The 18503-nt window shown below is 69.6% G+C and carries 17 protein-coding genes; 9 read left to right on the forward strand and 8 right to left on the reverse strand.

Features of this window, described 5'->3' with window-relative positions; translation table 11 throughout:
• Positions 1 to 20: 20 nt before the first annotated feature.
• Genes ACWEMY_RS07450 through ACWEMY_RS07470 form a run of 5 tightly spaced genes read right to left on the reverse strand, consistent with a single transcriptional unit; the run spans position 21 to position 7203 of the window.
• Positions 21 to 1697 carry an ABC transporter family substrate-binding protein gene (locus ACWEMY_RS07450; RefSeq protein ID WP_452389286.1) on the reverse strand — a complete coding sequence of 559 codons (1677 nt, stop codon included), beginning with the start codon at positions 1695 to 1697 and terminating at the stop codon, positions 21 to 23.
• A complete protein-coding gene (locus ACWEMY_RS07455) occupies positions 1694 to 3388 on the reverse strand; it encodes an ABC transporter family substrate-binding protein (protein WP_452389287.1) in 1695 nt (564 codons plus the stop codon). The genes ACWEMY_RS07450 and ACWEMY_RS07455 overlap by 4 nt, the downstream gene beginning before the upstream one ends.
• 31 nt (positions 3389 to 3419) lie before the next feature.
• Entirely contained in the window at positions 3420 to 5264 is a 1845-nt protein-coding gene (locus ACWEMY_RS07460) for an ABC transporter ATP-binding protein (protein ID WP_452389288.1), read from the reverse strand.
• Positions 5261 to 6229 (reverse strand): ABC transporter permease, encoded by a 969-nt coding sequence (locus ACWEMY_RS07465; protein ID WP_452389289.1) that lies wholly within the window; start codon positions 6227 to 6229, stop codon positions 5261 to 5263. The genes ACWEMY_RS07460 and ACWEMY_RS07465 overlap by 4 nt, the downstream gene beginning before the upstream one ends.
• Complete coding sequence (locus tag ACWEMY_RS07470; protein WP_375932416.1) at positions 6226 to 7203, reverse strand: ABC transporter permease; 978 nt, start codon at positions 7201 to 7203, stop codon at positions 6226 to 6228. The genes ACWEMY_RS07465 and ACWEMY_RS07470 overlap by 4 nt, the downstream gene beginning before the upstream one ends.
• A gap of 87 nt (positions 7204 to 7290) precedes the next feature.
• On the opposite strand from ACWEMY_RS07470, the gene ACWEMY_RS07475 reads away from it, so the two are divergent.
• A complete protein-coding gene (locus ACWEMY_RS07475) occupies positions 7291 to 8118 on the forward strand; it encodes an HAD family hydrolase (protein ID WP_375932419.1) in 828 nt (275 codons plus the stop codon).
• Positions 8119 to 8181: 63 nt separating this feature from the next.
• Here ACWEMY_RS07475 and ACWEMY_RS07480 read toward each other — a convergent pair whose 3' ends face one another.
• The gene (locus ACWEMY_RS07480; protein WP_452389290.1) at positions 8182 to 10584 is read right to left on the reverse strand and encodes an N-acetylmuramoyl-L-alanine amidase; all 2403 of its coding nucleotides are present in this window, start codon (positions 10582 to 10584) and stop codon (positions 8182 to 8184) included.
• A gap of 268 nt (positions 10585 to 10852) precedes the next feature.
• Between ACWEMY_RS07480 and ACWEMY_RS07485 the strand changes: the two genes are divergently transcribed.
• Complete coding sequence (locus tag ACWEMY_RS07485) at positions 10853 to 12481, forward strand: SpoIID/LytB domain-containing protein (protein WP_452389291.1); 1629 nt, start codon at positions 10853 to 10855, stop codon at positions 12479 to 12481.
• A 79-nt stretch (positions 12482 to 12560) separates the two neighbouring features.
• Here the strand turns inward: ACWEMY_RS07485 and ACWEMY_RS07490 are convergent, their stop codons facing one another.
• Complete coding sequence (locus ACWEMY_RS07490) at positions 12561 to 13061, reverse strand: MarR family winged helix-turn-helix transcriptional regulator (protein ID WP_375932428.1); 501 nt, start codon at positions 13059 to 13061, stop codon at positions 12561 to 12563.
• Between the two features lie 103 nt (positions 13062 to 13164).
• On the opposite strand from ACWEMY_RS07490, the gene ACWEMY_RS07495 reads away from it, so the two are divergent.
• Positions 13165 to 14127: an EamA family transporter gene (locus ACWEMY_RS07495; RefSeq protein WP_452389292.1), complete on the forward strand. Its 963-nt coding sequence runs from the start codon at positions 13165 to 13167 to the stop codon at positions 14125 to 14127.
• 7 nt (positions 14128 to 14134) lie between these two features.
• Here the strand turns inward: ACWEMY_RS07495 and ACWEMY_RS07500 are convergent, their stop codons facing one another.
• The gene (locus tag ACWEMY_RS07500) at positions 14135 to 14761 is read right to left on the reverse strand and encodes a TetR/AcrR family transcriptional regulator (protein WP_452389293.1); all 627 of its coding nucleotides are present in this window, start codon (positions 14759 to 14761) and stop codon (positions 14135 to 14137) included.
• Positions 14762 to 14865: 104 nt separating this feature from the next.
• On the opposite strand from ACWEMY_RS07500, the gene ACWEMY_RS07505 reads away from it, so the two are divergent.
• The 6 genes from ACWEMY_RS07505 (at position 14866) to ACWEMY_RS07530 (ending at position 18396) form a co-directional block, all read left to right on the forward strand.
• Positions 14866 to 15579, forward strand: coding sequence for an SDR family NAD(P)-dependent oxidoreductase (locus ACWEMY_RS07505; protein ID WP_452389294.1), 714 nt, complete (start codon positions 14866 to 14868; stop codon positions 15577 to 15579).
• Positions 15580 to 15647: 68 nt separating this feature from the next.
• Positions 15648 to 16409 (forward strand): MerR family transcriptional regulator, encoded by a 762-nt coding sequence (locus ACWEMY_RS07510; protein WP_452389295.1) that lies wholly within the window; start codon positions 15648 to 15650, stop codon positions 16407 to 16409.
• 54 nt (positions 16410 to 16463) lie between these two features.
• Positions 16464 to 16745 carry a hypothetical protein gene (locus tag ACWEMY_RS07515; protein ID WP_452389296.1) on the forward strand — a complete coding sequence of 94 codons (282 nt, stop codon included), beginning with the start codon at positions 16464 to 16466 and terminating at the stop codon, positions 16743 to 16745.
• Positions 16746 to 16775: 30 nt separating this feature from the next.
• The gene (locus ACWEMY_RS07520) at positions 16776 to 17186 is read left to right on the forward strand and encodes a hypothetical protein (RefSeq protein ID WP_452389297.1); all 411 of its coding nucleotides are present in this window, start codon (positions 16776 to 16778) and stop codon (positions 17184 to 17186) included.
• A gap of 25 nt (positions 17187 to 17211) precedes the next feature.
• Entirely contained in the window at positions 17212 to 17751 is a 540-nt protein-coding gene (locus ACWEMY_RS07525) for a hypothetical protein (protein ID WP_452389298.1), read from the forward strand.
• Positions 17752 to 17787: 36 nt separating this feature from the next.
• Complete coding sequence (locus tag ACWEMY_RS07530; RefSeq protein ID WP_452389299.1) at positions 17788 to 18396, forward strand: hypothetical protein; 609 nt, start codon at positions 17788 to 17790, stop codon at positions 18394 to 18396.
• Positions 18397 to 18503 lie beyond the last annotated feature (107 nt).

An 18503-nucleotide genomic window follows, 5' to 3' on the forward strand; every position in this document is an offset into this window, starting at 1 on the left:
GTCCGCGCGTGGCGGAGCTACTACTTGATGAAGCCGATCTTGGTGTAGTCGGCCGAGCTGAGCCCGAAGGCGCCGAAGTTGGCCAGGTTCTCGCGCGCACCGACCGCGCCGGCGGACTGCACGATCGGCAGCGAGAAGCCGGACTCGAAGATGATCGTGTCGGCCTTGTTGGCCAGTTCGAGCGCCTTCTCCGGGTCGAGTTCGGCGACGATCTCCTTGATCAGGGCGTTGAGCTCGGGTGAGCCGATGCGGCCGAAGTTGCTCAGCTTGTTGGCCGGATCGTAGGCGTAGATCTGCGGCAGCGCGCCCAGCGGGAAAATGCTCTTGGACCAGGCGAATTGGGCGATATCGAAATTGCCGGGATCGATCACGCCGGTGAAGAAGTTGGAGCCGTTGGGCTCGATGAGCAGCTTCACGCCGATCGCGGCCAGATTCTGCTGGACGATCGTGGCGATGCGGACCTGCGTCTCGTTCTGGGGAATCGCGTCACGGATCTCGAGTACCCGGCCGTCCTTCTTCCGGAACTCGCCGTCGAGTTTCCAGCCGAGCTCGTCGAGCATCCGGCCCGCGGCCGCCGGGTCGAACGACACCGACTGCGCGTTGTCCTGGTAGCCGGTCTGGCCGACGAGGAACAGGTGGTTGTTCAGCGGCTTGGGCTCGGTGACCAGGCCGTTCTGCACGGCGGTGGCGATGGCCTGGCGGTCGATGCCCTTGGAGACCGCGATGCGCAGCTTCGGGTCGGCCATGATCGAACCGGGCGCGCCGTTGAAGGTGATGTGGGTGAAGCTGTTGGCCGGGGCGCGCCGGACCTGCACGCCGGGGGTGTTCAAGGCGATCTTGATGTCATCGACCGTGCTCAACGGCTCGACCGCGTCGAGTTCGTTGTTCTGCAGGGCGCTGAGCTGGGCGGACGCGTCGAGAATGCTGTAGGTGACATTGTCGAGCTTGGGGGTCTCACCCCACCATTTCGGGTTGCGGCTCAGGGTGATCCGCTGTTCGGGCCGGTTGATATCGGTGATCATGAACGGCCCCGCCGACAGCGGCATGTCGTTGCGGTAGAGATCCTCGAAGGCTTGCGGCGTCTGGTTGACCTGCTTCGGGTACAGCGGATTGAACAGGCCCTTCCACTCCGCGTAGTGCTCGGCGAAGGTGACGATCGCCTGCCGGTCGTCGACTCCGCGCTCGACCGTCCCGACGCTGCTGTACGCCTGCGTGGCCCGCACCTTGTAGGCCACGTCGCGACCGTTCAGCGCGTCGACCTGCGCGCGCAGGTCTTCCCAGGTGATCGGCGAGCCGTCGGACCACACCGCCTTCGGGTTGATCGTGTAGACGATCCGCTGCGGGTCGGTGCCGGTGAGCTCGATGGAGGTGTAGTAGTTGTTGTCCACCGCGAGGTTGCCCGCCGCGTCGGAGTTCAGGGTGCCCGGCAGCGTCCAGCCGACCACCTCGCTGACATAACCGTCGGCGTCGATGTGCGAGCTGTTGAACGTCGGGGGGAAGTTCGGGATGGCCAGGCGCAGATTGCCGCCCTCGGCGACCTCGTCGCGCTCTTTGGGATTGATATCGCTGGTCGCCCCGATATCACTGGGCGCGGTGTCGATCGTCGGGTCGGTGCCACAGCCACCCAGGGCCAGCGTCAGCGCGAGAAGGGGTATCGCGGCGCGGCGTAGGCGCCTGCCGGGGGTTGCGGTGGTCATTTCATGAATCCGATCTTCGTATAGTCGTACGACGCCAACCCGGGGGAACCCATGTTGGCGAGGGTGGCGCGGGCGCCGTAACTGCCGTCGGACTGGAACAGCGGCAGGGAGTGACCCTCCTCGAAGACCGCGCGGTCGACCTGGTTGGCCAGGTCGATCGATTTCGCGGGGTCGAGTTCGGTGAGGGTGCGTTCGATGAGGGCGTTGAGTTCGGGGGAGCCGATGCGGCCGTAGTTGCCCTGCAGGTCGTCGGGGTCGTAGTAGTAGATCTGGCGCAGGCTCGACAGGGGGAACGGGTCGCCCTGGAAGGTGAATTGGGTGGCGTCGAAATCGCCGGGCTGGATGACGTCGGTGAAATAGCCCGCGGCGGGCTTGGTGTCGATGGTCAGGCCGACGCCGATGGCGGCCAGGTTCTGCTGGATGATCTGGGCGATCTGCACCCAGGTGGGGTCGTTGTACATGACATCGCGGATGACGAGCTTGCGGCCGTCCTTCTCGCGGAGGTCACCGTTGCGGACCCAGCCGAGGGCGTCGAGTTCGCGGGCGGCGGCTTCGGGGTCGAAGCCGAGGCTGTTGTCCCGGTAGCCCTCCTGGCCCTGCAGGAAGACGTGGTTGTTCAGCGGTACGGGGTTCTCCACCAGGCCGTTCTGCATGGCGGTGACGATGCCCTGACGGTCGATCGCCTTCGAGATGGCCACGCGCACACCGGGATCGGCGAGGATGGAGCCGGGGGAGCCGTTGAAGGTGATGTGGCGCCAGCGGTTGCCGGGGGCGCGGCGCACCTGCAGGCCCTCGGTGCCACGCACCGATTTCACGTCGTCGATGGTGGACAGCAGGGCCAGGTCGAGTTCGTTGTTCTGCAGGGCCTGCACCCAGGCGGAGCGGTCGAGCACGCTGTAGGTGATGGTGTCGAGCTTCGGTGTGGCGCCCCACCAGGAGGGGTTGCGGCCCAGGGTGATCCGGCCCTGCGCGCGGTCGGTCGCGGTGACGGCGAACGGGCCGGCGGTGACCTGGATGGCGTCGACGAGGCTGGTGTTGAACGCCTCGGGCGTGCCGGTGACCGACTTGGGGTACAGCATGCTGTTGCCCGCGAACTGGCCGCGCCAGTCGGCGAACGGGGTGGTGAAGGTGAGGATCGCCTGGCGGTCGTCGACCCCGCGCTCGACCTTGTCGACGAACTCGAAGCCGTTGGTGATGGCGATCAGGTAGCGCTTGTCGCGCCCGCTCATGGCGTTGGCCTGGGAGGCGATGTCTTCCCAGCTGATCGGCGAGCCGTCGGACCAGACCGCCTTCGGGTTGATCGTGTAGGTCACCCGCATGGGGTCGGTGCTGGTGAGCTCGATATCGGTGAAGTAGTCGGTGTTCACGCTGAGCTTGCCCGCGGCGTCGATGTCGTAGGAGCGGGGCATGAGCGGGCGCAGGATGTCGGCGATCTCGGCCTCGTTGCCGTCGTTGGACAGCGTGTTCCAGTTGGCCGGATAGGAGGTGGTGGCCAGGCGCAGGTTGCCGCCCTCGCGCAGTTCCGCCACCCCGCGCGGGTTGACGTCACTGGTGGTGCCGATCGTGGCGGTGAGCCCCTCGGCGGACTCGTCGGCGCCCCCGCAGGCCGCCACGATCATGCCCGCGGCCACCACCACGGCGGCACAGCGCAACCGTGCGCCGCGTCCTGCGTGCATGCGACGGGTTCTCATGGCGCCTCCTGGGGAGATCGGCGTGGCTGGCTCAGGTGCTGACCACGGGTTCCGGTACGGCCGCGATCAGCGAGCGGGTGTACTCGTGCCGAGGATTCGCGAAGATCTCCTCGGCCGGGCCGGATTCGACGATTTTGCCGCGCAGCATCACCGCGATGTCGTGGGCCAGATTGCGCACCACCGACAGGTCGTGGGAGACGAACAGGTAGGACAGCCCGCGCTCGGCCTGCAGGTCACGCAGCAGATTCAGCACACCGGCCTGGATGGAGACGTCCAGCGAGGAGACCGGTTCGTCGAGCACGAGCAACTGCGGGTCCAGTGCGAGCGCGCGGGCGATGCTGATGCGCTGTTTCTGGCCGCCGGAGAAATCGGAGGGGTAGCGGTCGGCGTGTTCGGGACGCAGCCCGACCTGGCGCAGCAGTTCCGGCACCCGCTGGTCGACCTCCGCGCGCGAGCGACCGTCGATGCGCAGCGGCTCGGCCAGCACGTCGAAGATCGGCAGGCGCGGGTCGAGCGAGGAGCTGGGGTCCTGGAAGACGATCTGCATCTTGCGCCGGATCTCGCGCACGCGTGCCTTGGTGAGTGTGGCGACCTCGTTGCCGAGCACCTCGATGCTGCCCGACTGCGGCGCCGCCAGGTCCATGATCTGCGACAACGTGGTCGACTTGCCGGAACCGGACTCGCCGACCAGCGCCAGCGTGCGGCCCGCGCGCACCTCGAAACTGATGCCGTCCACGGCGCGGACCTCGCCGGTGCGGCGGCGCAGCAGCACCCCGGAGGTGAGCGGGAAGGTCTTCACCAGATCGGTGACCCGCAGCACCACCTCGGTCTCGGTGCGGTCGGGTGCGGCCGGTGCGGGGATCTCCTTGCGGTAGGCCGCGAACAGCTCGGTGGTGCCCACCTCGGCGGTGCGGATGCAGGCGACCGCGTGGCCGGGGGCCACCTTCTCCAGCGGCGGTTCGGCGGCGACGCAGTCGTCGACGCAGATCGGGCAGCGCGGCGCGAACGAGCAGCCGGGCGGCAGCGCGTGCATGGCGGGCGGGGTACCGAGGATGGGGATGAGCGGGGTGCGCGGCGGGCCGTCCATGCGCGGGATCGAGCCGAGCAGGCCCACGGTGTAGGGCATCCTCGGCGCGCGGAACAGCTCGTCGACCGGGGCGGTCTCCACCACCTTGCCCGCGTACATCACCGCCACCCGGTCGGCAACGGTGGCCGCGATGCCCATGTCGTGGGTGATCATGATGACCCCGGCGCCGGTGATGTCACGCGCCTTGCGCAGCAGCGCCAGGATCTGGGCCTGCACGGTGACGTCGAGCGCGGTGGTCGGCTCGTCGCAGATGATCAGCGCCGGATCGTTGGCGATGGCCATGGCGATCACCACGCGCTGGCGCATGCCGCCGGAGAACTCGTGCGGGAAGGAGCGCGCGCGCAGCCGCGCATCGGGGATGCCGACCAGGTCGAGCAGCTCGATCGCGCGCTCACCAGCCTGTTTGCGGGTCATCTCGCCGTGCGCGAGCAGCGCCTCGGCCACCTGATCGCCCACCCGGTAGACCGGGGTGAGCGCGGAGAGCGGGTCCTGGAAGACCATGCTGATCGCGGACCCGCGCAGCTTCGACATCTGCTTGTCGCCCAGGCCGAGCAGCTCGCGCCCGCGCAACCGGATCGACCCCTGGACGCGGGCCTGCTCGGGCAGCAGCCCGATCACCGCCAGCGACGACACCGATTTGCCCGAGCCGGACTCGCCCACGATCGCGAGGACCTCACCGTCGGCGACGGTGTAGTTCACCCCGCGCACGGCCTCCACGCGGCCTTCCTCACCGGGGAAGGACACCCGCAGATCGGTCACCTCGAGCAGGGGCGCGGTCGACGTACTCATCGCTTCTCGGCTTTCTTCAGCTCGACCCTGGCCTGGTCCTTGCGCTCGTCCTTGTCCTTGCGCCACTTGCGCGCGCCCCGGGCGCCGGGATCGAACGCGTCACGCAGACCGTCGCCGACGAGGTTGGCGCACAGCACGATCGTGATCAGCAGACCACCGGCGAACAGGAACAGCCACGGGTAGGTGATCGCCGACTTGGTGCCCGCTGCGATCAGCGAACCCAGCGACACATCCGGCGGCTGCACACCGAAACCGAGGAAGCTCAGGCCGGTTTCGGCGCCGATCGCCGCGCCGACGGCGAGGGTGGTGTCGATGATCAGGATCGAGGCGATGTTGGGGACGATGTGGCTGAGGATGATCGTGTGCGTCGGCGCGCCCATATACCGTGCGGCGCGGACGAATTCGCGGTCGCGCAGGCTCAGCGTGAGACCGCGCACGATGCGCGCGGCGATCATCCAGCCGAACACGCTCAGCAGCACGATCAGGATCAGGATCGAGCCGGAACCCTTGGTGCGCGGGGCGAACAGCGCGATGATGATGAAGCTGGGCACCACCAGCAGCAGGTCGACGAACCACATGATGGCCCGGTCGGTCCAGCCGCCGAGCAGGCCCGCCACCGCACCGGCCGTGGCGGCGATGACGCTGGAGAACAGCGCCACGCAGAAGCCGATGATCAGCGATTTCTGCAGCCCGCGCAGGGTCTGGGCCAGCACGTCCTGGCCGATCTGGGTGGTGCCGAAGGGATGTTCGAGGCTGGGTGGTTTCAGCAGCGCGGTGTAGTCCATCTGCTGGTAGTCCCACGGCAGCAGCGGCGGCAGCGCGAAGCTGGCCACGAACAACACCACCAGGATCACCGCGCCCGCCACGGCGGGCTTGTTGCGCAGGAACCGGCGCCAGACGAGTTTGCGGCGCCCCGCCGCGGCATTCTCCGGCGCGCCGACAGCGATCAGTTCGGTTTCGGTCACGACACACGCACCCTGGGGTCGAGCAGAGCGAGGACGATATCGGAGAGCAGGCCCGAGACCAGCACCACCAGGCCCGCGAAGGCCGTCACCGTGACCACCACGTAGAGGTCCTGGGCGTTGATCGAGTCGACCAGCCATTCGCCGACGCCGTGCCAGCCGAAGATCTTCTCCACGAAGGTGGCGCCGGTGATCAGCCCGCCCAGGCTGTAGGCGAACAGGGTGGCCATCGGGATGAGCGCGGTGCGCAGGCCGTGTTTGTACAGCGCGCGATTGCGGGTCAGACCCTTGGCGCGGGCGGTGCGGATGAAATCGCTCTGCAGCACGTCGAGCATGGCGTTGCGCTGGTAGCGGCTGTATCCGGCCATGCCGTAGAGGGCCAGCGCCAGCGTCGGCAGCACGAGATGCTGTGCGCGGTCGACGAATTGGTTCCACAGGCCGTTGATCTGGGTGGCCGAGGTCTCGCCGGTGTAGAGGAAGAACTGGGTTCCGGTGGCCGTGTTGAACTGCAGCGCACCGTATTTCAGCAGTGTCGCGAGCAGGAAGACCGGGGTGGAGATGATCAGCAGGGAGAGCACCGTCGAGAAATAATCGCTGAACTTGTATTGCCGGATGGCGCCCGCCGCGCCGATCAGCACCCCGAGCACGGTGCCGATCACCGAACCCAGGATCAGCAGCCGCAGACTCACCGCGACCCGCCTGCCCAGCTCCTCGCTCACCGGCTGCCCGGCCAGCGTGGTCCCGAAATCCCCTTGCACCACGCCGCCGAGCCAGGTGAGATAGCGCTGGGGGATCGGCTCGTCCAGATGCAGCTGCTCGGCCTTGGCGTCGATCACCGACTGCGGCGGCCGCGGATTGCGCTGCTCGAGGCTGTCGAGCGGGTTGAAGGTGAGTGACGCGAGGCTGAACGTCAGGAACGAGGCCAGCAACAGGAGCACGACGTAGTTCAGCGCGCGCCGCAACAGGAAGCCGGTCATCAGTCCCCTCTGGATCGGGTATTCAGGCCATGATCATAAGGACAACTACGCAATCGCCGCGTGGCGACGTGCGGCAGGATGGAACGGATGACGCCCCTGCACCCGAAACCGAAGCTGGTGGCCACCGACGTCGACGGCACCCTGATCGATGCCGCCGACAAGGTCTCGCCGCGCACGAAAGCCGCCGTCGGCGCGCTCGTTTCCGACGGCACCACCTTCGTGCTGGCCACCGGCAGGCCGCCGCGCTGGATCGATCCGGTGGTCGCCGAACTCGGGTACGCCCCGCTCGCGGTCTGCGGCAACGGGGCCGTCATCTACGACAGCGCCACCGACCGCGTGCTCTCCTCGCACACCCTCGACGTGGCGACCCTGGCCTGGCTGGCCGACCTCGCCGAACGCGCGCTACCCGGGTGCGGGCTGGCCACCGAGCGGGTCGGGGCCAGCGCGCACGACGCGGTGACCCCGCAGTTCGTCAGCTCCCCGACCTACGAGCACGCTTGGCTCAACCCCGACGACACGGTGGTCTCGCACGCCGAGGTGATCGACACGCCCGCCATCAAGATGCTGGTCCGGCTCAGCTCGGCGCGGTCCTCGGACATGCGCGCCGCCCTCGCGCCGCTGGTCGGCGACCGCGCCGAGATCACCTACTCCACCGAGCACGGGCTGATCGAACTCTCGGTGCCCGGGGTGACCAAGGCGTCCGGGCTGGCCGAGGTCGCGCGGCGGATCGGGGTGGACGAGCACGGCATCGTCGCCTTCGGGGACATGCCCAACGACGTGCCGATGCTGACCATGGCCGGGCACGGCGTCGCCATGGGCAACGCGCACCCCGAGGCGCGGGCCGCCGCCGACGAGGTCACCGGCAGCAATGTCGACCACGGTGTCGCGATGGTGCTCGAACGCTGGTGGTCCTGAACGCGTAACGGCCGGTGCCCTCGCTCGCGAGAGGCACCGGCCGTTCTTCGCCGTGGCCGGGTGTCAGCCGGTCGTGGCGGGTTCCGGGGCTACCGGGGGTTGTTCCGGTGCCGGTTCGGGTTCGCCGGTGCTCGCCTGCGGCTCGGCCGGGACCTGCGGGGCGGCCGGGTCGGTGTTCGGCTGCGGTTCGGCGGGGGCAGGCGCGACCGGGGAGGTCGTCGTCGGCGGGACCACCGAGGCGGGCGGTTGCGGCTTGGCGCCGTTCATCTCGGACTTGTAGGTCTCGTCGTAGGTCTTCCAGAAGGTGGTGACGATGCCGGTGAGCTCGTTGAGCACCAGCGAACCGTTCTGGAAATCGGTGCGCAGACCATCGGGGACCAGGTAGGAACTGCCGGTCGGCAGGCCGAGCACGCCGGAGTCGGCGCCCAGGCTCAGGTAGCGGTCCAGGATCGCGCCGACCACCTCGAAGACCTGGCCGTTCTCGCCGGAGTAGACGAAACCGTTGGCGAACTTCGCGTACTGCCTGCCCTGCGAACCCGCGAGCAGATCCGAGGTCGGTGCGCCCAGCGGACCGTTCACACCGCCCCTGGACACCCAGTGCTGGGCGATCGCGTTGGTCGAGGACAGGCCGAGCAGCTTGTCGACCAGCCTGCCGAGTTCGGCCATATTGCCCTGCGGGGCGGCCTGCACCTGCTGGTCGGGCTCGGGGGCGCGGGCCTCCTGGCTCGGCGGGCGATACGGCGTCGCGGGCGAGCTGTAGGTGGTGTTGCCCGCCGCGATCGCGCGGATGCGATCCATCAGCGCGTAGGCCGCGTCGCCGGGGCAGTCGGTGTTGCCGACATCGCGGTGCGCGAACACCACCGGCAGATCGACCTCCTCACCCAGGGCATACGGGGTGAACTCGGTGCCCTCGGAGTACATGGTGGTGTAGCCCTTGGGGTTGAGCCCGGCCAGCTTGGCCCGCCAGCCGATGAACCGGCCGATCGCGGTGATCGACTCGTTGCTCGGCGACTCGCTCTCGTAGTTGCCCATCAGCGCGACACCGGCGGTGTTCTCGTTGAAGCCGCCCGCGTGCGCGCCCTGCACGTCGCGATCCAGGCCACCGTAGCGGCCCTCGAAGATCTGGCCGTACTGGTCGACCAGGGCGTTGTAGCCGATGTCGCACCAGCCGAGGGTTTCGGCGTGGTAGGCGTAGATCGCGCGGACGATGCCCGCCGACTCGGCGCGGCTGTAGTCGTTGCGGCCCGCGGTGTGGTGCACGGTCAGCCCGCCCAGACCGTCGTCGTAGGTGGGTTCCTGGCAGCGGATCGACTCGTCGGCACCCCACTGCGCGCGGGTGATCACCTTGGGTCCACCGTTGGGCAGCGCGGCGGCGACATCGTTGAGCGCGGCGTCGATGGCGGCGCGCCCCGGGTTGATCAGCACGGCCTTGAGCGCGGCCTCGGTGAGGTGCGCGGGGTCGTGGTCCGGGCCCGCGGTGGGCTTGCGGGTCACCAGCATCTGCACCGCGGTGGTCTCGCCGACGTAGATCGGCTCGGTGCCGGTCGGGGCGTCGGCGGGGGTCTGATCGGTGGCCCTGGTGTCGATCGGATCGGCGTTGTACCAGGGGCCCCAGTTCCCGTCCTGCTGCCTGGCGCGCAGCTTGGTGGTGGTGTTCGCCAGGTCGCGCGCGGTGACGGCGACCATGCTGAACGGGGTGTCCTGGGTGATCTCCTTGACCTGCGCGCCGACCTCGTCGACCAGCTCCGGACCGACCGCACCCGGCGAGAGGGCCGGGGTGTCGGGGGTGGTGCCGGGTTCCAGGTTCGCCGGGTCGGCGATGAACTTCATGCCGGACGGGCGGTGCTGGGAGACGGGGTTGCTCGCGGGGCCGCCCGCGCCGGGCTCTGACTGCGGTGCGCCGGGTGCTGACGGTGCGTCGGCGGCCGGGCTCTGCGAGGTCGAGGTCGTCGCCGGGGCCTGCGCGGCGGCAGGTGGCTGCGCGTTGGGCGCGGCCTCGGGTGCGGCTGCCGGGGGTGCCGGGGCCGGGGCCGGGGCGGGCGGGGGCGGGGCTATCGGGGCCGTCGGGACCGCGGTGCTCGGCACCGGGGGACGGGCATTGGGTGCGGCCTCGGGGGCGGGCGCCTGCGTGGTGGGGGTCGGCTGCGCCTTGCTCGGGATCGGCGGCAGCGGGATCTCGGTCGGCAGCGCCACGCCCGGCGGGACCGGCAATCCCGGCGGGACCGGGATCGAGGTGGGCAGCGGGAGCATCTGCAGGTCGGAGAGGTGGAGATCGGGCAGGTCGAGGCCGGTCAGCTCGCGCAGCGGGACGGTGATGTCCTGGGCGGAGGTCAGCGCGACCTCGGCGAGCTGGGCCGGGACGGCGGTGACCTCGGCATCGTTCGCACTGCGGTAGTCGGTCGAATCGCTCAGTGCGAACGCGCCGATCGGTGCGGCGACCGCGAGCGTGGTGACTACCGGGAGCACATAGGAACGTTTCGGCTTTCGGTATCGCACGTGCGACTCCAATCAGGGTCGAACCTTGCCTGTGGCGGCTGGCGCCTGGTGTTCCGCTGGCATGTGATGCTTGCTTCCTATCGCCTCACACACCACACTAGTTAACATACGTCACACATCTAAACCTCAACTTGAGGATTATGTGATTGCTCGAATGTAGCCCTCGGATCCCGCTCGGCGACGACGACATGCCGACGCGAGCTCCGCCGGTCGAACCCCGAAACCGTGGGAGCGCACTATGAGAGCGGATACCTTCATCAACCGGAATACCCGTGGAACCCGGCGCCGCAGCGTGCCGGTACTGCGGACCGTGCCCCTCCCGCTGCTGGCCGGCGGGACCGCGCTGGCGCTGGCCGGGGCGATGGGACTGTGGCAGATCCTGCCCGGGGAGGTTACGCCGACTGTCGGCGCTGGTCACGGGCGAGGTATGAGTCAGGTCGGCGCGTTCGAGAATGCGCAAGAGGGGTGGACGGCCGAGGAGATCCTCGCGCACTACTACCCGGGCGCCGAACTCGGACAGATCGGGCAGACCACCATCGGCGTCCGGCTGCAGGCCCAGGACGACGCCACCCTCGACACCTACGCCGCCGCGGGCGCGCAGGTCGCCGGCCGCACCATCGGCCCCGGCGAGGCCGCCCACCTCACCCCGCTGCCCGACGGCGGCGCGAATGTGGTGGTGACCGCGGGCTGCGACGGCGAAGTGCTCTGGCAGGCCGCCACCGACGACCCGTTCGTCTACCCGGTGCACGCCGGTGTCGGCAGGCCCGCCGAGGAACACCTGACGCTGTGCAACGGCACCGGCTATCGCGGCGCGCTCGGCGTGGCGCTCGAGGACGGGGCGTACCGCACGGTGAACCAGGTCGACCTCGACGACTACCTCGCGGGCCTGCTACCGGCGGAGATGCAGGCCAACTGGGCCGATCAGGGCGCCTTCGAGGCGCTGCGCGCCCAGGCCGTGGCCGCCCGCTCCTACGCCCTCGCCGAGGACCGCTACGCCTACGCGCAGACCTGCGACACCACCGACTGCCAGGTCTATCCCGGCACGGTCCTCGAGGACGCGCGCACCACCGAGGCCGTCGCCGCCACCACCGGCACGGTGCTGCTCCGCGACGGACTCATCCTCCGCTCGGAGTACTCGGCAGCCCCCGACGGCGGCCGACCCGCCGACATCCAGACCTTCGAAGTGGGCCCGGCGCCCGACGATCTCATCGAGACCGCGCCGATCCCCCCGGCCCCGGTCGACCCGACGCTGCCGTCGTCACCGTCGACGCCGACGCTGCCCGATCCGACCGTCGAGGCGCTGGCCGGTGAGAGTGTCATCGACACCGCATACCGGCGCATCGGCGGGCCAGACAGTGCCGTCGGCGCACCCATCGGCCCGGAAATGCTGCTGCCCCAACGGGCGGGCACGTATCGGATGTACACGAACGGCGTCATCATCGCGACGCCCACCCTCGGCGCCCAGGTGGTCGACTTCTCGACCCTGCTCGCCCTGGTCCCGGACGCGGGTGACCAGCTGCCGTCGTCGGGTTCGGGTCAGCGCCCACGGCTGACCATGCCGGAAGGTGCTGTGCCCAACGGCGCGTCGCCGGGGAACTCGCCGGGTGCGTTGGCGCCCGAGGGTGGGGCTACGCCTGAGCCCGGTGAGCTCGGGCCGGGTGCGACGGGGCCGGGTGCGGTGCAACCCGACCAGTCGGCGCCGCGTGGAGTCGCGCCCGCCGAGACCGCACCGGGCGACGTGCCACCTGCCGAGACCGCACCGGGTGATGTGCCGCCCGCCGATGGCGGCCCCGAGGTGGTCGCGCCGGAGGGCAGCGCCCCCGGCGAAGTCGTGCCGGAGACCGGCGCGCCGGAAGGTGTCTTCTGAGTGCAGTCCCCTCCAGTGCGGGTCCTCGACGCGGTATGCGCCGCTGACGGGCGAGGGTCGGTCGGATCGACCGGTGCGATCAGTCGAGGGACGTGTCGTCCAGGCCGATTGACAGCGTGCGGAGCAGACCGGCGAGCTGGTCGCGCGCCTCGGGATCGAGCGCGGCCAGCAGGCGTTCCTCGTTGGCGAAGTGCAGGGGCAGCAGACGGTCGACGAGGGCGCGGCCTTCGTCGGTGAGCTGCACGTAGACCGCCCGGCGGTCCTCCGCACACGGGTTGCGCCGGACCAGGTTCTTGGCCTCCAAGCGGTCGATGCGATTGGTGATCGCTCCCGAGGTGACCATGGCGGCGCGGTTGAGGGCGCCCGCGGTGAGCCCCTTGTCGCCGCCGGAGCGGCGCAGCGTGGCCAGCACGTCGAACTCCCAGAACTCCAGGCCGTGACCAGCGAAGAAGCGCTTGAGTTCCTGATCGAGGATGCGCGAGAGCCGGGTGATCCGGCCGATCACGGCCATCGGTGCGGTATCCACATCGGGCCGTTCGACATCCCAGTGCGCGGTGATCAGATCGATGGCGTCCCGCATCGCAATTACCTCTCCATTGAATATCTCAACATTCATCTACTTGACGCTGAGCTAGTTCGGCGAGTAGATATTTCAACGTTGAGATTATCAATCAGGAGTGAACATGACGACCGCACCCCGCTCCACCGGTACCGCGAGCACCCTCGCGCTCACCGCCCTCACCCCCATCGTGTGGGGCTCCACCTATGCCGTCACCACCGAATTCCTCCCGCCGGACCGGCCGCTGTTCACCGCCCTGCTGCGTGCCCTGCCCGCCGGCCTCGTCCTGCTCGCGCTGACCAGAGTGCTCCCGCGCGGCCGCTGGCTCGGTCGCGTGGCGATCCTCGGCACGCTCAATATCGGCGTGTTCTTCCCGCTGCTGTTCCTGGCGGCCTATCGCCTGCCCGGCGGCGTGGCGGGCGTGCTCACCGCGGTGGCGCCGATGTTCGCGCTCGGATTCGCGGCGGTCCTGCTGGCCGAGGTGCCGACGCGCCGCAAGGTGATCGCGGGGCTGATCGGCGTGTTCGGCGTGGCGCTCGTCGTCCTGCGCGGCAATGCCGAACTCGACATGCTCGGCGTGCTGGCCGGACTGGCGGGCGCGGGCGCCATGGCGGCGGGCACCGTGCTGACCCAGAGGTGGGGTCGTCCCGAGGGTGTCGGCCCGCTGGCGATGACCGGCTGGCAGCTCACCGCCGGTGGCCTGTTCATCCTGCCGCTGGCGGTGCTCGTCGAGGGCGCCCCGCCCGCCATCGACGCGCAGGCGGCCGGTGGCTACCTCTACATCGGCGTGATCGGCACCGCGCTGGCCTACTGGCTGTGGTTCCGCGGGATCTCGCGGGTGTCGGCGACCTCGGTGGCCTTCCTCGGGCTGCTCAGCCCGGTCTCGGCCGCCGTGATCGGCTGGATCGCGCTGGGGCAGGCGCTCACCGCGGTGCAGATCCTCGGGCTGGGGATCGCGCTGGTGGGCACGGTGCTCGGCCAGATCCCGGCGAAAACCGCTGCACCCGGCACTGTTTCACGTGAATCGGACACCGTTCGGCCCGAACCGCCTGCCGCGCCGAAGGTTCCGGCGCTCGCCGGGCGCTGAGACGTCGTCAGCCGCGCATCGCCTGCATCAACTGGTCCTCGGTGAGGGCCGGAACCGGCAGGGGGTGCGCGGCTTTCGCGCGCAGGCCGTCCAGGATGAGGGCCAGATTGCGGCGCCACAGGTCGGGGGCGACGTGTCCGGTCGCGGCGACCACGCTGGTGTGCGACCAGGTGATGAAGGCGATGTCCTCCAGGGTCCAGTCCGCGCGCAGGGCGCCCGCCTCCTGCGCACGGGTGACGATCCGGCGCATCAGCGCGTGGCCGTGTTCGCGGGCGCGGGCCAGCGCCTCGCTCGGCGGGTGGCGCAGGGCGAGTTCGCCGAGCACACGATCACCGGCCTGCAGTGCGCAGATGCCCTCGACGAGCACCGTGAACGATTCCCAGGGGTCGGCGATCTCTAGTGCCTGTTCGGCGATGCGGGTGCCCGCCTCGACGCGGTCGGCTACGGCGGCGGCGATGAGATCGTCGCGGGTGGGGAAGCGGTTGTAGAGGGTGCCGATGGCGACGCCGGCGCGGGCGGCGATGTCCTTGAGCGGGGCGTCGAGGCCGCGTTCGTCGAAGAGTTCGCGCGCGGCGGTGACCAGCGCGTCGCGGTTGCGCTGGGCGTCGCTGCGCAACGGCTTGTCCTCGGGCATTCGCCGATCCTACAAATCAGCGCCGCGATTTATCTTGAGCATAGGTTCAACTCAGTGCTACCTTGCGGATAACTTGAACCAACACTCAACTTAGTGAGGTAGTCATGAGCACGCTCGCGATCTTCGGATACGGACCCGGTCTCGGCGCCGGAACAGCACGGGAGTTCGGGCGCGACGGTTATCGGGTCGCGGTGATCGGCCGGGACGCGGTGGCGGGGGCCGAGCGCGCGGCCGCCCTGCGCGCCGAGGGCATCGAGGCCGAGCCGTTCACGGCCGATATCACCGAGCCCGCGCAGCTCAGCGAGGTCGTCGCGCGAGTGCAGGACAAGCTGGGGCCGATCGATGTCGCTGTACACGCGGCGGCGGCGCACATGTCGGTGCGCAGCGAGTCGACCCGTGCCGTCGACCGGGCCGCGCTGGAGCTGCCGCTGGCGCTCAAGGTGTACTCCTCGATCCAGCTCAGCCGGGAACTGCTGCCCGGGATGATCGAGCGTGGCAGCGGCGCGCTGCTGTACTCCTCCGGCGCCTCCGAACGTCATCTGCAGCCCTACCTGGCCAATGTCGGCGTGGCGTTGGGCGCGCAGCGGGCGTTCGTGCGGCAGCTGGCCGCCGAGGTCGAGGGCACCGGGGTGTATGTCGGGTTGCTCGCGATCGGCGCGCTGATCCAGGACAGTGCCGCGCAGCGCGAGGTCGACGCCCATCCCGAGCTGATCCCCGAGGGCCTGGTGCTGCCGCGCATCGGCAATGCCGAACTCGGCGCCCGGTACCGGCGGATGGTCACCGAACGCGACGCGGTGGAGGTCGAGATCGGGTTCTGAGAATCGGGGTTGACCTTGACGTAGCGTCAACTTGCAGACTGGTCTCACCGACGGGAAAGGAGCTGGTCATGGCGGGTGAATGGGCCATCCAGGACCTCGCGAAAGCCGCGGGCACCACCAGCCGCACGCTGCGCCACTACGGGCAGCTCGGCCTGCTGGAACCGAGCCGGATCGGCGCCAACGGCTACCGCTACTACGACCAGAACTCCCTGGTTCGCCTGCAGCGCATCCTGCTGCTGCGCGAACTCGGCCTCGGCCTGCCGGTGATCGCCGAGGTCCTCGCCGGTGAACAGGACACCGCCGACGCGCTGCGCACCCACCTGGAACTGCTTCGGCAGCAACAGGACCGGATCGCGCGGCAGATCGACTCGGTGTCGACCACGTTGCACAAGACAGAAAGAGGTGAACCCCTCATGGCCGCAGAGGTTTTCGACGGCTTCGACCACACTCGGTACAAGGACGAGGTGATCGAGCGCTGGGGCAAGGACGCCTACGACAGCGGCGACCGCTGGTGGAGCGCGCTGACCGAAGCCGACCGCGCGTCCTTCCTGCAGACCCAGCGCGACATCGCCGCCGACTTCGGAAAGGCCGCCGCCGCAGCCCTTCCCGTCGACAGCGACACCGTCCAGTCCATCGTCACCCGCCACGTCGCCTGGCTCGGCACAGGCACCCAGGGCCGCCCGGTCACCGACGAATACCTGCTCGGCCTCGGCGAGATGTACGTAGCCGACCCGCGTTTCCGCAAGAACTACGATGTCCACGGCGAAGGCACGGCCGACTACATCCTGGAAGCCTTCCGCGCCTACGTCGCGGGGAAGTCGTCCGAGTGAACCGGCGATAAGCTCACCCAGCGGGGAGTATCCGCCCGCATTCGAAGGGGGAGCATGGTGCTGCTCGGGATCGGCGGGGCGCTGCTGCTGCGCAGGCAGGCCGCCGGTCTGACGATGGTGATCATCGGCGCCGGGCTCGCCTTCTTCGCCTGGGTCGGCATCGCGGTAGCCAGCGGCGGCAATGGCCTGATCGCGATCGCGGTGATGGCCGCGCTGGTTTCGCTGGCGGTCTTGATCATGGCCGTCCTGCCGAGCACGCAACGCTGGATCGATGACGGCCGGAATGCGCCGAATGGTCCGAATCGTGCTCGATCGGCGGTCGCGCCGTATAACTGACGGCGGCGGTGTTCGAGTACGGGGGCAGGTGTGGAGCAGCAGGCGGACGGGCGGTCGCGGCGGGCGGTGACGGCGCTGGTGGGCGGGTGGCTGGGGGTGCTGGTCGGGGTGGCCGGGCTGGTCGTCGCGGGGGCGGCGGTGGTGCTGCTGGTGCTCGGGCGGTCGATCGAACTCGACTACACGGGGGCGGGGATCGTGGGCGGGCTCGGGGCGGTGTACCTGCTGGGGGCGGTGCTGTTGCTGCGGCGGCGGATGCTCGGGCGGCGGATGCTGATCGGGGTGTCGGGGGCGATGAGCGCGGCGACCTTGCTGGTCGTGGTGCTCAACGGGGCGGGGCACGGGTGGCGGCTGGGGGTGCTGGACTGGTGGCTCGGGCTGAACGTGGTGATCCTGGTGCTCAGCCTGATCGAGCCGACGCGGCGATGGACCGTCACGCGGTGACGCGGCACGGGATACGGTCTTGATCGTGCGGGAGACGAACACGAGAACCGGTGAGGTCGCGGCGACCGTCGCGGTGAGCCTCGCGGCGCTGGCTGCCATCGCCAATCTGATCGGCGCGGCGGTGCTGGCGCGCGCGTTCGTGCGCGACGCCGAACTGCTCGACGACTCGCTGGCCCTGTTCACCCTGCTCGGCGCGCTCGCGGCGGCCTTCGTCTTCGGATACGGCGGGCTGCTGCTGGCCCGGCGCGAGGAAACCGGCCGCTGGCTGGTGATCGTGGCCGCCGGAACCCAGCTCGCGCTGGGTGTGCTGGCGCTGCTGGCCACGCTGGTGGACTACGACGCCGAATACGGCATCCACTGGTTCGCGCCCGAGCCGCTGCTTTCCTCGATTGCGCTCGGCTTCGGCGGGGTACCCGGAGCGGTGACGGCGATCGTGAACCACAGCTGGGCCGCGTCGGCGTCGGCGGTCGCGCTCGGTGTGCTCGCCGGGCTGCCCGCATTGCTGCCGTGGACGGCGGACTACACGCTCGCTCGCCCGCACCCGTCGGTCGAACCGACCGTATAGTTTCGCCCAGGTCGGACTTTCGAGGAGGGGGACACCATGGGGTATCCGTACGGCCCGCAGCAGGGCTACGACCCGTACGCGGGACAGGGTTACGCGCAACCGCAACCGGGCTACGGCGCTCAGCCCTATATGGCGCCCGGTCCCCAATACGGTTACGGCGCACCGGCTTACGGTGCCGCGCCGTATGGTGCCATGCCCGGTTACGGGCAGCCGCGCGCCGGCGGCGGCACCGCGATCACCGCGGCCCTGCTGGCCCTGGTGCTGTCGATGTTCGGCGGGGTGGGGTTGCTGGTGACCATGGCGGCCATGTCCGAGATCGACGGCGCCGCCTCGGACGCGATGGCGGTCCCGCTCATCCTCGGCGGCGGCGCCTGCCTGCTGTGGTTCCTCGGCTCGATCCTGCTGTTCCGCCGCAAAGCCGCGGGCCGGGTGATCCTGATCATCCTGTCCACCCTGGCCCTGGCCGGCGTCGGCATCTCCACTTTGATCACCCTCGACAGCGGCGCCGACCCCGGCCCCGCCCTCGTCGGCTCCGTCATCGGCGGCGGCCTCGCCCTGCTCATCCTCTGCCTCGCCGCCGCGGGCTCCACCGGCCGCTGGATCCGCGAAGGCCGGCACACCCAGCCCCCGTACCCGTACTACTGACCGTCGTTACGGCCGTATAGTTCGCAAGTCTGGGTTGGGGCCGTCCGGGTTCGGTGGGCAACCGGCCGGGTACGCCCCGCTGCCCCCGCCCCAGCCCTACCGCTGAG

The organism is Nocardia sp. NPDC004415, assembly GCF_053602435.1.